The sequence below is a fragment of the Candidatus Accumulibacter similis genome (assembly GCA_013347225.1).
GTDB lineage: Bacteria > Pseudomonadota > Gammaproteobacteria > Burkholderiales > Rhodocyclaceae > Accumulibacter > Accumulibacter similis.
The window spans coordinates 4,830,228-4,844,215 of sequence record CP054595.1; the positions used below are offsets into that span (position 1 = coordinate 4,830,228).

Consider the following 13,988-nt stretch of genomic DNA (forward strand, 5'->3'; position numbering starts at 1 on the left):
TGGCCCGCATCCCAGGGCGATCGCATGAATCTTGTACAAGACCCAGGAGTTGAGCCCGGAAGCTGTCGGAAGTTGCGGCGATGAGGCGCTGCACCTTGAGGCCGCCCTTGCGTTTGACCGGGGCGGTGCGTAGGAGGTCGAGGACGAACTGGCGCAGGACGGCAAGGTTGTGGGCAGCATGATCGGTACGCGTGCGCGCCTGGTCATCTCGGAGGACGACATCGATGCACCAGTGCAGACTGTTCTCGACACGCCAATGCTGGCGAACGGCGTAGTTCATTCGTTCGGCGTCCGGAGCGAGGCTGCTGAGATAAAAGCGACGTTCGACGGAGGTCTTGCCAGCGATCGTCCGCTCGCTGGTGATCATCGCGAAGGACTTCCGGTCTGGCCATCGTTCCGGCGCATGCAGGCAGTCGAGCTGGTCGAAGACGTGGCAGCGCCGCACCTCCAGACGTCCATGGTCTTTCTCGACGACTTCGTGAAACCGGTGCGGGGTCCGCTCCGGCGCGGCGTCAAAGGCGCTGACGAAATCTTCGATGGACTCGGCCAGGGTGGGCTGATTGTCCTTGACCGCCAGCACATAGTCGGCTCCGCGATCGCGAATGGTCTGCGCGATGTTGGGCTGCGTACCCATCGCGTCAATCGTGACGATGCAGCCCTCCAGTGCCAGGGTGGTCAGCAGTTCCGGAATGGCCGTCTTCTCGTTCGACTTCGCAGCCGTCGCACGCTGTCCAAGCACCACGCCGGCCTCGGCGGCGACAGCGCTCACCAAGTGCAGCGGCGTCGCACCCGCTTGACCCGAACGACGACTCGTCTTGCCATCGATCGCGACGACTTCCTCGCGGCGCAACGTCGGCACGACCTGGCCCACCCAGCGCAGGAAAGCCGCACCGAACTCCTCGGGATCGATCGCCGCGAACACCCGCCCGAACGTGTCATGGCAGGGAATGCCGTGCTCCAGTTTGAGATACTGGCGCAGCCAGTCGAGCTTCTCCTTCCCCCAGACCTCGATTTCGACGAAGCCATCCGCACCCGAGAGCACCGCGCACACCGCCACCACCAGCATCTCCACGAGGTCATGCTCGACCTTCTTCGCCTGCCGGCGATCCCGCACACCCACCCATACATCCATCAACCGAATCCCGCCTCCTGTCTCCATGGAAACTCCAAAAAGACAGAAAACTACACAAATCAATGAGCTGTGAACAGCCACTTCGTAACTTCTTGAACGTAAACGACTATTTTCGAAGGGTAACGACAATGGCATTCATGCGATCGCCCTGGTTTGTGATTGACGGCAGCCCAGGAGTGCTGCGATGCTGCATTGCGGTAAGTTAGAATGCGTCCTTTGGCAGCCGCCGGGAACATCCGGGAACATGCATGAACGCACGCCTGCGCGAGATTCCCTACAACTACACATCGTTTTCCGATCGCGAGATCGTCATTCGCCTGCTCGGCGAAGACATGTGGGCACTGCTCGACGAGTTGCGTACCGAGCGGGTCACTGGCCGATCGGCACGGATGCTCTACGAGGTACTCGGCGACATCTGGGTGGTGCAGCGCAACCCGTACCTCGAGGACGATCTGCTCGCCAGTGGCTCGCGCCGCGAAGCGCTGGTCGAGGCGCTGCGGCATCGCCTGCGCGAGATCGACAAACGCCGGCACGGCAACAGCCGCGTACAGCAGCTGCTGGTCGCTGCCCGACAGGCAGTGGACGACTTCGAACGGCACTTCGCCGAGATAGCCCGGCTGCGCTCCCGGGCAGCCCGCGTACTGGCCAGGCACACGCGCCGCGACAACATCGCCTTCGACGGACTGGCGCGCGTGGCGCACGTGACCGACGCCACCGACTGGCGGGTCGAGTATCCCTTTGTCGTCCTCCATCCGGACAGCGAGGCGGAGATCGCACCGCTGGTACGTGACTGCATCGAGCTCGGCCTGAGCATCATCCCGCGCGGCGGCGGCACCGGCTACACCGGCGGTGCGATTCCGCTGACGCCGCTCGCAGCGGTCATCAACACCGAGAAGCTGAGCGACATCGGCGCGGTCGACGAACGGACGCTGCCGGGCTGCGACCGGCCCTGCGCCACCATCCGCACGGGTGCCGGGGTCGTCACGGCCCGCGTCGCCGAAGCAGCGGCCGCTGCCGGCCGGGTCTTTGCCGTCGATCCGACATCGGCCGAAGCCTCGTGCATTGGCGGCAACATCGCGATGAACGCCGGCGGCAAGAAAGCCGTGCTCTGGGGCACCGCGCTCGACAACCTCGCCTGGTGGAAGATGGTCGATGCCACCGGGCATGAGATGGAGATCACGCGCCTCGATCACAACCTGGGCAAGATCCACGAGCAGGAACTCGTGCGCTTCGAGATCCGGCGGCTGCGGGGCGACGGACGCACACCCCATGGCGAAGCCGAAATCCTTGCGATTCCCGGCACGCAGTTTCGCCGCAGCGGTCTCGGCAAGGATGTGACCGACAAGTTCCTCGCCGGTCTGCCCGGGGTGCAGAAAGAGGGAACCGACGGTCTGATCGTTGCCGCCCGCTGGATCCTGCATCAGATGCCGCGGCACACGCGCACCGTCTGCCTCGAGTTCTTCGGCCAGGTGCGCGAAGCGGTACCGGCGATCGTCGAGATCACTGATCACTTCAAGCCTGGCGGAGCCGGCAAGGAAAACGGGGTCCTGCTCGCCGGCCTCGAACACCTCGACGAGCGCTACCTGCGCGCCGTTGGCTACGCGACCAAAGCCAAGCGCCGGGCGGAAACGGCCGGGCGGCCGAAGATGGTGCTGCTCGGCGACATCGTTGGTGACGATGAAGCGGCAGTGATGCGCGCCGCCTCGGAGGTCGTACGGCTGTGCAACCTGCGCAGTGCCGAGGGCTTCATCGCCGTCGACGCCGAGACGCGGCGCAAGTTCTGGCTCGACCGCGCGCGCACCGCCGCCATCTCCCGCCATACCAACGCCTTCAAGCTGAACGAGGATGTGGTGATTCCGCTGCCGCGCATGGGCGAGTACTGCGACGGCATCGAGCGCATCAACATCGAGCTTTCGCTGCGCAACAAGCTGGCCCTGTGCGATGCGCTGGAGCGTTTCCTGCGCGGCAGCCTGCCGCTGCATCAGGGCGATGCCGCGCTCGACGCGGAAGCGCTGGTCGGCGAGCGGCGGGTTGCCGCACTGGACGCCGTGAACAGCGTACGCCATCGCTGGCAATGGCTGCTCGACCATCTCGACCTGCCGCTGGCGGAAGCGGAAGCGCACTTCCATCGCTTCAGCATTCGCGCCGGACCGCTGCGCAACCAGGCACCGGCAGTGACACTCTTCCATCGCCTGCAGGACTACTCGCTGCGCGCTTCGTGGAAGACCGAGCTCAGGCCGCAGCTCACGGGAATCTTCGAGGGCGTCGTCTATCGCCCGGTGCTCGAAGAGATCACGGCGATCCATCGCCGCGTCCTGCGCAGCCGCCTGTTCGTCGCCCTGCACATGCACGCGGGCGATGGCAACGTGCATACGAACATACCGGTCAACTCGGATGACTATGAGATGCTGCAGGCGGCCTACGCGGTCGTCGAACGCATCATGCGCCTGGCGCGCGAACTCGACGGCGTCGTCTCCGGCGAGCATGGGATCGGCATGACCAAGCTGGAGTTCCTCGGCGACGCGGATCTGCAGCCGTTTCGTGATTACAAGTCACGGGTGGATCCCGCCGGTCATTTCAACAAGGGCAAGCTGCTGCCAGGCGGCGACCTGAGCCGGGCCTACACACCCTCCTTCTCGCTACTGGGCACCGAATCGCTGATCATGGAGCAGTCCGAGATCGGCAACATCGCAGCGATGGTCAAGGACTGTCTGCGTTGCGGCAAGTGCAAACCGGTATGCTCGACGCACGTGCCGCGTGCCAACCTGCTCTACTCGCCGCGCAACAAGATCCTGGCGACGTCGCTGCTGATCGAGGCCTTCCTCTACGAGGAGCAGACCCGACGCGGGGTCTCGCTGCGACATTTCGACGAATTCAGCGACGTCGCCGATCACTGCACCATCTGCCACAAGTGTGTCAACCCGTGCCCCGTCGACATCGACTTCGGCAACGTCTCGATCAGCATGCGCAACCTGCTGCGCGAACAGGGACGGAAGAAGTTCGTCCCCGCCAAGGCGGCAGCGATGGCCTTCCTGACGATGAAGGATCCGGCGACGATCAAGCTCGTGCGCAAGCTGATGATCGACTGGGGCTACCGGGCGCAACGGCTGGCACATCACGGCGCCGTCTGGCTGGGGCTGCTGCGGACCCAGACCCGGCAGCCGCCAGCGACGCTGGGCGCGCCATCGCTGCGGTCGCAGATCATTCATTTCATCAACAAGCCGATGCCGTCCGGTGTGCCGAAGCGGACGGCGCGGGCGCTCCTCGACATCGAGGACGACCGCATCGTGCCGATCATCCGTGATCCGCAAAAGCTCGCTGCCGCCGACTACGACGGCGAGGCGGTCTTCTACTTCCCGGGCTGCGGCTCGGAGCGCCTGTTCTCGCAGGTCGGGCTGGCGACCCAGGCGATCCTCTGGGAGATCGGTGCGCAGACCGTTCTGCCCCCGGGCTACCTGTGCTGCGGCTATCCGCAGACTGCGGCCGGCGAAGCCGACCAGGGCCGGGCGATCACGACCGACAACCGGGTGCTCTTTCACCGCGTCGCCAACACACTGAATTATCTCGACATCAGAACGATCATCGTCTCCTGCGGTACCTGCATGGACCAGCTCGAGAAGTATCACTTCGAGCAGATCTTCCCGGGCTGCCGCCTGCTCGACATTCATGAGTACCTCCTCGAGAAGGGTGTGCGGCTCGACGGCATCGCCGGCAGCCGCTACCTGTACCACGATCCTTGTCACGCGCCGATGCGCACGATGCCGGGAATCAAGGTGGTCAACCAGCTGATGGGGCAGTCGGTGGAGCTCTCCGAGCGCTGCTGCGGCGAGTCCGGTACGCTGGCGGTGACACGCCCCGACGTGTCGACGCAAGTACGCTTCCGCAAACAGGAGGAGATCGAAAGGGCTGCCGCCAGGCTGCGCAGCGACGGTTTCAGCGGCGAGGTCAGGCTCCTGACGGCCTGCCCGTCATGCCTGCAGGGCCTGTCGCGCTACAATGGCGACGCCGACACGGTGGCAGACTACATCGTCGTCGAGATCGCCCGCCGGCAACTCGGCGAGGACTGGATGGCACGCTACATCAGCGCCGCCACCGCGGGCGGCATCGAGCGGGTCCTCCTCTAGCACAGGTGGCAACCGGGTCTGCCACCGCGCACGCTTCTCTCCTCGCCCATCGGGCGGCGAACGGCCAACGCGGCGCCGGCGAGCCAGTCGCAGCCTGCCCCGCGGTACCGTGCGCAACCAAGGGCGGGCGCCAGCACCCGCCACAAGCCATCACGCCCAACAACTCGTGAAATTTGCCGCAAGACTGCGCCTGCCTGCTCCCCGTCCGTGACCTATTTCCTAACGCCGCGCGGCCTGGATGCGTATCGTTCGCCTCAAACCGGCGCAGTAGCGCCATTGGGTCGAAGAGGAGTCAGCAGGTGCTTGAACACCGAGTCGAGGATTGCGAGCTGTGCCAGGCACTGGGCGGAGAGGTGATCTGGGAGAGCGAACTGTGTCGCGTCGTGGCCGTCGGCGATCCCGACTACCCCGGCTTCTGCCGCGTGATCCTCAACCGGCACGTGCGCGAAATGACGGATCTGAGCGAGCAGGAGCGGATACGCCTGATGCACGTCCTGTTTGGCGTCGAGAAAGCCATTCGCGCCCTCTACCAGCCCGACAAGATCAATCTCGCGAGCCTCGGCAACATGACCCCGCATCTGCATTGGCACGTGATTCCGCGCTGGCGTGATGACCGGCACTTCCCGAATCCGGTCTGGGCAGCGCCGCAGCGGCCGCAGGCACAGCACCGGCGCGCGGTCGACGGACGTCACTTGGCGGATCAGATCATCAACGCACTACGCACTCGCTAGCCCTCAGACCGTGGCAGAAAAAGGAGAGCACATCATGAATGCAGCCCTGGCGGAAATCCGGACGGGGATGAGAATCGCCGACCTGCAGAGCGGGTTCGAGCTCCTTTCGCGCCTTCCCCTGGCCAACTCCGAGCGTGCCGAGGGCGAGATCAACCACTTCCTCGACAGCCTGTTGCAGAGCCCGCCGGTCGCGGACGTGTACCTGCAGCTGCTAGAGCAGACGCGGATCTCACTCTGCTTCATCGAGGAAGAACTCGCCCGTCGCTACACCAACAAGGCGCTGCCCCTCGGCCGCAACGAGGAGGAGGCCTTCCGGCAAGTGGTCGGAACTTGGCTCAAGGCGGCGCGCGCCTACGCCCACTGCGCACAACTGCAGGGCCCGGCCGACAGCGCCGCGCACGCCGAACGCCTGGCGTTGATCCTGCATCGCTGCATCTACTACACGGGCATGGCGATCACCGAGCACTTCCGTGCCCGCCAGCAGCTGCCCGCAGGTCTGTGGCTCAACCTGCTGGGATACTACGCCAGTGCCGAGGAATGGGGCATCGCAACGCTGCCGGTCGCCGACTCACTCGACTGTCATGGCCGCAGCACGCACTGCATGGCGGCCACCGTCGCCCTGCTGCTGCTCGACCTCGCCGGCCCCTATAGCCTGTCTACCGTCGATCTCGGCCTCGTCCGCCGCTGGGCGAGCAACTGGGCACCACTCGTGAGTATGCAGCCACCGGTCGATGGGGAACCGCTCCCGGCTCTGGTCGTCGATCTGATGCACGACGCTGGCCTGCACGGCTCGGCCGAAGGGCAGCGAACCGAACACCTTCGCCGCCTCGACAGCACTCGCCTGGCAATGCAGATCAGTGCCGCCAGGACGCAGCTGCAACAACGGATCGCACCGGCACAGCTCGGCCTCGGCGAGGACTGCAGCAGCGCGCAATGCCAGCGCCTGCTCAACCGGCTGTACCGCCCATGGTGCCTGATGCGCTCCGGAAGGCGGTTCCGCCGCCATGATGCCGCCGGCACCGCCACCGTGTGTACGGGTTTCGCCGGCATGCACTTCCACATCTCTGGCAGCGAGTTCAGCCAACCGGAATGCGGCCAGGCATACACACGCCAGGACTTCGACAACCTCTTCGCCTTTCGCCACATGCTGGACCCGACCCAGATGCTCGAGATCCGCCAGTCCCAGCTGGGGCTCCACCTCGAGACCTGGAGGGTTCTCGATCAGTGCGCCAACGGCTTCCGCATCGTGCGTTCGCTTGCCGGAGGCAGGATCGAGACGGGTCAGTTGCTTGCCCTCTGCCCGCACGACGGCCACTCGTACCTGTTGGCACAGGTCGCATGGCTGATGCAGGAGAGCGATGGCAACCTGACGGCCGGCGTCGCTGCGCTGCCTGGTAAGCCGCGAGCCGTCGCCGCCCGCATGCTGGGCATCGATGCCGATTCATCCGCTCTCTTCAGCCGCGCCTTCCTGCTGCCAGCGTTGCCGGTGATGGGTTCGGAACCGACGCTGATCATACCCCGCGGCTGGTATCGCCCGCAGCGCGTGCTCGAGGTCTACGACCAGGGCATGACGCGCGTGCGGCTGCAGCACGTGGCCGGCGATGGACCCGATTTCGAGCGGGTAAGCTTCGTCACCTTCTAGCTTCGGCACGGCGGTACGCACGGGTCTCCGGCGATGACCCGTGCGTGCGGCGCTGCCGTGCCGGCGACGGGCGGCGCGGCAACTTTTGCGTTATGATGTCGCCTCGCCAACCTTCACCGAGACAGCAATGGCTGGGCTGGACGCTAGCACCAGAATTCCGACCGAGATCAAGCTGCACCAGAAGTCGCGCCTGCTGGAAGTGAGCTTCGATGGCGGCGAGCGCTTCCAGTTGAGCTACGAGTTCCTGCGGGTGTTCACGCCGTCGGCGGAAGCGCGGGGGCATGGCCCTGGGCAGGAGGTGCTGCAGGTCGGCAAGCGCCACGTGGACATCGAGCGGGTCGAGTCGGTCGGCAACTACGCCATCCGACCGATCTTCTCCGACGGCCACGACAGCGGGCTGTATTCGTGGGATCTGCTCTACAACCTCGGCCGGAATCATGACGCGCTCTGGCAAGCCTACCTGGAGCGTCTGCAGCGTGCCGGAGCGACCCGCGATGCACCGGCGCAGGCCGGACCGCTAGCCGTCAAGGCGCATGGCGGCTGCCGGAAATCCTGACGAAGATAGCGTTCCGGGACGCGCACGATGAGCAGCGACAAGAGCACGACACACTTCGGCTATCAGCAGATCGCCGAAGACCAGAAGGCACGGCACGTCGCGGATGTGTTCGATTCCGTCGCCGAACGCTACGATCTGATGAACGATCTGATGTCGGCAGGGCTGCACCGCCTCTGGAAGGCGTTCACGATCGCCAAGAGCGGGGTTCGGCCGGGATGGCGCGTGCTCGACGTCGCCGGAGGCACCGGTGACCTGGCACTGGCATTCGCCAGGAAGCTGGGCGACCAAGGGCAGATCTGGCTGACCGACATCAATCACGCGATGCTGGCGCGGGGACGCGACCGCCTGTGCGACAAGGGCTTCATCGTCCCCGTGGCGCAGTGCGATGCCGAGAAACTGCCGTTTCCGGATGAGCATTTCGATTGCGTGACGGTCGCCTTCGGTCTGCGCAACATGACGCACAAGGATCGGGCGCTGGCGGAGATGCGGCGCGTGCTGCGGCCCGGTGGGCGCCTGCTCGTACTCGAGTTTTCCCAGGTCTGGAAGCCGCTGGCACCGGCTTACGATTTCTACTCGTTCAAGCTGATCCCGCGCCTCGGCCAGATGGTCACCGGTGACGAGGCCAGTTACCGCTACCTCGCTGAATCGATTCGCGTCCACCCCGACCAGCAGGCTCTCAAGGAGCTGATGGAACAGGCCGGCCTGGAAAGGGTCGAGTACTTCAACCTGGCATTCGGTGTCGTGGCGTTGCACCGCGGCTTCAAGTTCTGAAGCCGGCGGCTGCGCGATGTTCGCCCGGGCCGTGGTACCGTTCGCCAACCACCTGCTGGCAGCCGACGATTGGGGACGTGCGCGTCTCGCCCCCTTCGCGGGCAAGAGCGCAAGTCTGCGACTGGGTGGGCGCGAGTTGCTGCGGGTTGCCATCGACGAGGATGGGCTCCTGCAGCAGGACGCGTCTACCGCCAGTGCGACGGTGCGCATCGAGCTGCCCGCAGACACCCCGGCGCGTCTGCTTGGCGACCGCTCTGCGCTGTTCTCGGCGGCAACGATCGCCGGCTCGGCCGATCTCGCGCAGACCCTCGGCTTGGTGTTTGGCAACCTGCGCTGGGATGTCGAAGACGATCTGTCACACCTCGTCGGCGACGTCGTCGCCCGCCGCGGCCTGCAACTGGCCGGGCGAGTCGCCCGCTGGCACTGGCAGGGAGCGAACAAGCTGGCGTCCGCCGTTACCGAGTACCTGACCGAAGAGGTCGGCGAGATCGCCAGTCGCCGCGAAGTCGCGCGGTTCTGCGATCAGGTCGATGGAGTCCGCGACGACCTCGCACGCCTGGAGAAGCGGCTGGCACGGCTGGAAGCGAGCCGCGCGAAGGCTTGAAGAAAAAAGGGCAGCCTCTCTGTGACGGCTGCCCCTGATACCCTGCTGTCGTCGGCGACAGCAACTGCGCTGCTAGTGGCGGTTGCGGAGCTTCTTGATGGCCTGCAACTGGGCGACCGCCTGCGCCAGTTCCGCTTCCGCCGTCGCCAGGTTGATGTCCGAGGTGCGGTCGCGTAGAGCCTCTTCCGCCCGACGCTTGGCCTCGGCCGCCTTCGCTTCGTCCAGGTCATGCGCCCGGATTGCCGTGTCGGCAAGAACGGTGATCAGTTCAGGCTGTACCTCCAGCATGCCGCCGGAAACATACACCAGTTCGTACTCATCGCGATCCGGCACTTTCAGACGAACGGTGCCGGGCTTGATGCGCGTCAGCAGGGGCGTGTGCTTCGGGTAGATGCCCAGCTCGCCGGCCTCGCCGGGAAAGACCGCAAAATCGGTCTGCCCCGAGAAGATCAGTTCCTCGGCGCTGACGACGTCCACATGTACTCTGATTGCCATGGTATTTCCTTGCTGGGTCGTGCAGCCGGTCCGAAAGAAGCGGCTGCACGATGTTGCCCGTTTGGCGCCTTAGAGGGTCTTGGCCTTCTCGAAGACCTCTTCGATCCCGCCCACCATGTAGAAGGCCTGCTCGGGAATGCTGTCGCACTCGCCGTCGACGATCATCTTGAAGCCCTTGATCGTGTCCTTGAGCGGGACGAACTTGCCCGGCGAACCGGTGAAGACCTCGGCAACGTGGAATGGCTGCGACAGGAAACGCTGGATCTTGCGTGCCCGATAGACCGCCAGCTTGTCCTCCGGGGACAGCTCGTCCATACCGAGAATCGCAATGATGTCGCGCAGCTCCTTGTACTTCTGCAGGGTCATCTGCACCGCACGGGCGACGGCGTAGTGCTCCTCGCCGACGACCTGCGGGTCGAGCTGGCGCGAGGTCGAGTCGAGCGGATCGACGGCCGGGTAGATGCCGAGCGAGGCGATGTCGCGCGACAGCACGACGGTCGAGTCGAGGTGCAGGAAGGTGGTCGCCGGCGACGGGTCGGTGAGGTCGTCGGCTGGCACATAGACGGCCTGGATCGAGGTGATCGAACCGACCTTGGTCGAGGTGATCCGCTCCTGCAGACGACCCATCTCTTCCGCCAGCGTCGGCTGATAACCCACGGCTGACGGCATCCGGCCGAGCAGCGCCGAGACCTCGGTACCGGCCAGCGTGTAGCGGTAGATGTTGTCGACGAAGAAGAGGATGTCGCGGCCGTCATCGCGGAAACGCTCGGCCATGGTCAGACCGGTCAGCGCGACGCGCAGGCGGTTGCCCGGCGGCTCGTTCATCTGGCCGAAAACCATCGCCACCTTGTCGAGAACGTTCGACTCCTTCATCTCGTGATAGAAGTCGTTGCCTTCACGCGTCCGCTCGCCGACGCCGGCAAAGACCGACAGACCCGACCGCTGCTTGGCGATGTTGTTGATCAGCTCCATCATGTTGACGGTCTTGCCGACGCCGGCGCCGCCGAAGAGACCGACCTTGCCGCCCTTGGCGAAGGGACAGACGAGGTCGATGACCTTGATGCCGGTCTCCAGGAGATCGACGGATGGCGACAGTTCGTCGAACTTCGGCGCCAACTGGTGGATCTCGCGCCGCTCATCGGTGGCGATCGGGCCAGCCTCATCGATCGGCCGGCCGAGAACGTTCATGATGCGGCCGATGGTCGCGTTGCCGACCGGCACGGAAATGCCGGTACCGCTGTTGTTGACCTTCATGCCGCGGCGCAGTCCGTCCGACGACCCCATGGCAATCGTGCGAACGATGCCGTCACCAAGCTGTTGCTGCACTTCGAAGACGAGATCGGTCTCGCACATGTCGGACTCTTCCGCCTTGTCGAGCTGGAGCGCGTCGTAGATCTTCGGCATGGCGTCACGCGGGAACTGGATATCCACCACGGCGCCGATACACTGAACAATGTTTCCTTGACTCATCGTCGTATCCCTATACAAAAAACTGATTATCCGTGGTCAGACAGCCGCTGCGCCGCCGACGATCTCCGACAGCTCCTTGGTAATCGCTGCCTGGCGAGCCTTGTTGTATACGAGCTTCAACTCGCTGATGACGTTCTTCGCGTTGTCCGAAGCCGACTTCATCGCGACCATGCGGGCACTCTGTTCGGAAGCCATGTTCTCGGCAACGGCCTGGTAGATCATCGCCTCGACGTAGCGCACCAGGAGATCGTCGATCACCGTCTTGGCGTCAGGTTCGTAGAGGTAGTCCCAGCGGTTGGCCTGGCCACCGACCAGATCACCCGCCAGTGGCAGCAGTTGGTAGAGCGTCGGCTCCTGCTTCATGGTGTTGATGAAGCGCGTGAAGACGATGTAGAGAACGTCGATCTCGCCCTTCATGTAGGCGTCGAGCTGCACCTTGACCGGGCCGATGAGTCGCTCCAAGTGCGGCGTGTCGCCAAGGCCGGTGAGCTGCGACACGATGTTGGCTCCGGCGCGCTGCATGAAGCCCAATCCCTTGTTGCCGATCGCCGTCACCCGCAACTTCTTGCCTTCGGCGTCCCACTCCTTCATCCGGGTCAGGGCGAGGCGCAGCACGTTGGTGTTGAGGCCGCCGCAGAGGCCCTTGTCGGAAGTGATGGCTATCAGGCCAACCGACTTCACCTGTTCACGCACGGTCAGGAAGGGGTGCCGATAGTCGGTGAGGGCGTGCGAGAGGTTGCCGGCAACCAGCCGGATCTTTTCGCCATAGGGGCGCGCTGCCCGCATCCTGTCCTGCGCCTTGCGCATCTTGGATGCGGCCACCATCTCCATGGCCTTGGTGATCTTGCGCGTACTCTCGACGCTCTTGATCTTGGTGCGGATTTCCTTGCCGCTAGGCATGGCGATCTCCTCGCTCGATCAGGCCAGGGTGGCCTTGAATTCCTCAATCGCCTTGCTCAGCTTCTGCTCGGCATCGGCGTCAAGATCCTTGGTCGTCTCGATCTTCTTGATCAGGTCGGGATACTTCTGCTTGACGAACCCATGCATCTGTTTCTCGGTGGCAAGCGCCTTCTTGACCTCGACATCATCGAAGTAGCCCTTGTTGACCGCATGCAGGGTAATCGCCATCTCGGAGATGGTCAGCGGTGAGTATTGGGGCTGCTTCATCAGTTCGGTCACCAGTCGGCCACGGTCCAGCTGCTTGCGGGTGGCCTCGTCGAGATCGGACGCGAACTGGGCGAAGGCAGCGAGTTCGCGATACTGGGCCAGGGCCAGCCGCACGCCGCCGCCCAGCTTCTTGATCACCTTGGTCTGCGCCGCACCGCCCACCCGTGACACCGAGATGCCCGCGTCGATGGCCGGCCGGATGCCGGAGTTGAAAAGGTCGGTGTCGAGGAAGATCTGGCCGTCGGTAATCGAGATCACGTTCGTCGGCACGAAGGCGGAAACGTCGCCAGCCTGTGTTTCGATGACCGGCAGGGCGGTCAGCGAACCGGTCTTGCCCTTGACCTCGCCGTTGGTGAACTTCTCGACCCATTCTTCGGAAACGCGCGCCGCACGCTCGAGCAGGCGCGAGTGCAGGTAAAAGACGTCACCCGGATAGGCCTCGCGTCCCGGTGGACGGCGCAGCAGCAGCGAAACCTGCCGGTATGCCCACGCCTGCTTGGTCAGATCGTCGTAGATGATCAGCGCATCCTGACCGCGATCACGGAAGTACTCGCCCATCGTGCAGCCGGAGTAGGGTGCGATGTACTGCAGCGCCGCCGACTCGGAGGCGGTCGCGGCGACGATGATGGTGTACTCCATGGCGCCGTTCTCTTCGAGCTTGCGAACGACGTTGGCAACAGTCGAGGCTTTCTGACCGACCGCAACGTAGATGCAGATCAGATCCTGCCCCTTCTGGTTGATGATCGTATCGACGGCAACCGCGGTCTTGCCGGTCTGCCGGTCGCCGATGATCAATTCGCGCTGCCCACGGCCGATCGGCACCATCGCGTCGATCGACTTGAGACCGGTCTGCACCGGCTGCGAGACGGACTTGCGCCAGATGACGCCGGGCGCGACCTTTTCGATCTTGTCCGTCAGCTTGCTGTTGATCGGACCCTTGCCGTCGATCGGTTGCCCGAGCGAGTTGACGACGCGGCCGAGGAGTTCCGGTCCGACGGGCACCTCGAGGATGCGGCCCGTCGTCTTGACGGTGTCGCCTTCACTGATCTGATCGTATTCGCCCAGCACCACCGCACCGACCGAATCCCGGTCGAGGTTCAGCGCCATGCCGAAGGTGTTGCCCGGGAACTCGAGCATCTCTCCCTGCATGACGTCGGTCAGGCCGTAGACACGGCAGATGCCATCGGTCACCGAAACGACGGTGCCCTGGGTGCGCAGATCGGCGCTGATCGCAAGATTCTCGATCTTGCTCTTGATCAGTTCGCTGATTTCGGAAGGATTCAACTGCATGGAAAT

The 13,988-nt window shown here is 64.4% G+C and carries 10 protein-coding genes and 1 pseudogene; 6 read left to right on the forward strand and 5 right to left on the reverse strand.

The window, feature by feature from the left end; all coding sequences use genetic code 11:
* Window positions 1–37 precede the first annotated feature (37 nt).
* Window positions 38–1,159 (reverse strand): annotated as a pseudogene (locus tag HT579_21305) (ISAs1 family transposase).
* Between the two features lie 221 nt (window positions 1,160–1,380).
* Between HT579_21305 and HT579_21310 the strand changes: the two are divergent.
* The 6 genes from HT579_21310 to HT579_21335 all read left to right on the forward strand — a co-directional run bounded on the left by HT579_21310 (window position 1,381) and on the right by HT579_21335 (window position 9,560).
* Window positions 1,381–5,256, forward strand: a complete 3,876-nt coding sequence (locus HT579_21310) for a DUF3683 domain-containing protein (protein ID QKS31240.1) — start codon at window positions 1,381–1,383, stop codon at window positions 5,254–5,256.
* A 299-nt stretch (window positions 5,257–5,555) separates the two neighbouring features.
* A complete protein-coding gene (locus HT579_21315; protein QKS31241.1) occupies window positions 5,556–5,987 on the forward strand; it encodes an HIT family protein in 432 nt (143 codons plus the stop codon).
* A gap of 34 nt (window positions 5,988–6,021) precedes the next feature.
* Window positions 6,022–7,629 (forward strand): hypothetical protein, encoded by a 1,608-nt coding sequence (locus HT579_21320; protein ID QKS31242.1) that lies wholly within the window; start codon window positions 6,022–6,024, stop codon window positions 7,627–7,629.
* Between the two features lie 127 nt (window positions 7,630–7,756).
* Entirely contained in the window at window positions 7,757–8,185 is a 429-nt protein-coding gene (locus tag HT579_21325; GenBank protein QKS31243.1) for a DUF971 domain-containing protein, read from the forward strand.
* Between the two features lie 27 nt (window positions 8,186–8,212).
* Window positions 8,213–8,956 carry a bifunctional demethylmenaquinone methyltransferase/2-methoxy-6-polyprenyl-1,4-benzoquinol methylase UbiE gene (ubiE, locus tag HT579_21330; protein QKS31244.1) on the forward strand — a complete coding sequence of 248 codons (744 nt, stop codon included), beginning with the start codon at window positions 8,213–8,215 and terminating at the stop codon, window positions 8,954–8,956.
* A gap of 16 nt (window positions 8,957–8,972) precedes the next feature.
* Window positions 8,973–9,560, forward strand: a complete 588-nt coding sequence (locus HT579_21335) for a hypothetical protein (GenBank protein QKS31245.1) — start codon at window positions 8,973–8,975, stop codon at window positions 9,558–9,560.
* Between the two features lie 72 nt (window positions 9,561–9,632).
* Here HT579_21335 and HT579_21340 read toward each other — a convergent pair whose 3' ends face one another.
* The 4 genes from HT579_21340 to HT579_21355 all read right to left on the reverse strand — a co-directional run bounded on the left by HT579_21340 (window position 9,633) and on the right by HT579_21355 (window position 13,982).
* Window positions 9,633–10,055 carry a F0F1 ATP synthase subunit epsilon gene (locus HT579_21340; GenBank protein ID QKS31246.1) on the reverse strand — a complete coding sequence of 141 codons (423 nt, stop codon included), beginning with the start codon at window positions 10,053–10,055 and terminating at the stop codon, window positions 9,633–9,635.
* 69 nt (window positions 10,056–10,124) lie between these two features.
* Window positions 10,125–11,525, reverse strand: a complete 1,401-nt coding sequence (gene atpD / locus HT579_21345) for a F0F1 ATP synthase subunit beta (protein ID QKS31247.1) — start codon at window positions 11,523–11,525, stop codon at window positions 10,125–10,127.
* Window positions 11,526–11,561: 36 nt separating this feature from the next.
* Window positions 11,562–12,425 carry a F0F1 ATP synthase subunit gamma gene (gene atpG / locus HT579_21350; protein ID QKS31248.1) on the reverse strand — a complete coding sequence of 288 codons (864 nt, stop codon included), beginning with the start codon at window positions 12,423–12,425 and terminating at the stop codon, window positions 11,562–11,564.
* Window positions 12,426–12,443: 18 nt separating this feature from the next.
* Complete coding sequence (locus HT579_21355) at window positions 12,444–13,982, reverse strand: F0F1 ATP synthase subunit alpha (protein ID QKS31249.1); 1,539 nt, start codon at window positions 13,980–13,982, stop codon at window positions 12,444–12,446.
* Between the last annotated feature and the right edge of the window lie 6 nt (window positions 13,983–13,988).

Excerpts from the sequence above, each read along its gene's own strand:
- HT579_21310 (QKS31240.1), top strand. The coding sequence starts at position 1,381 with ATGAACGCACGCCTGCGCGAGATTCCCTACAACTACACATCGTTTTCC.
- HT579_21325 (QKS31243.1), top strand. The coding sequence starts at position 7,757 with ATGGCTGGGCTGGACGCTAGCACCAGAATTCCGACCGAGATCAAGCTG.
- HT579_21340 (QKS31246.1), bottom strand. The coding sequence starts at position 10,055 with ATGGCAATCAGAGTACATGTGGACGTCGTCAGCGCCGAGGAACTGATC.
- HT579_21335 (QKS31245.1), top strand. The coding sequence starts at position 8,973 with ATGTTCGCCCGGGCCGTGGTACCGTTCGCCAACCACCTGCTGGCAGCC.
- ubiE (QKS31244.1), top strand. The coding sequence starts at position 8,213 with ATGAGCAGCGACAAGAGCACGACACACTTCGGCTATCAGCAGATCGCC.
- atpG (QKS31248.1), bottom strand. The coding sequence starts at position 12,425 with ATGCCTAGCGGCAAGGAAATCCGCACCAAGATCAAGAGCGTCGAGAGT.
- atpD (QKS31247.1), bottom strand. The coding sequence starts at position 11,525 with ATGAGTCAAGGAAACATTGTTCAGTGTATCGGCGCCGTGGTGGATATC.
- HT579_21355 (QKS31249.1), bottom strand. The coding sequence starts at position 13,982 with ATGCAGTTGAATCCTTCCGAAATCAGCGAACTGATCAAGAGCAAGATC.
- HT579_21320 (QKS31242.1), top strand. The coding sequence starts at position 6,022 with ATGAATGCAGCCCTGGCGGAAATCCGGACGGGGATGAGAATCGCCGAC.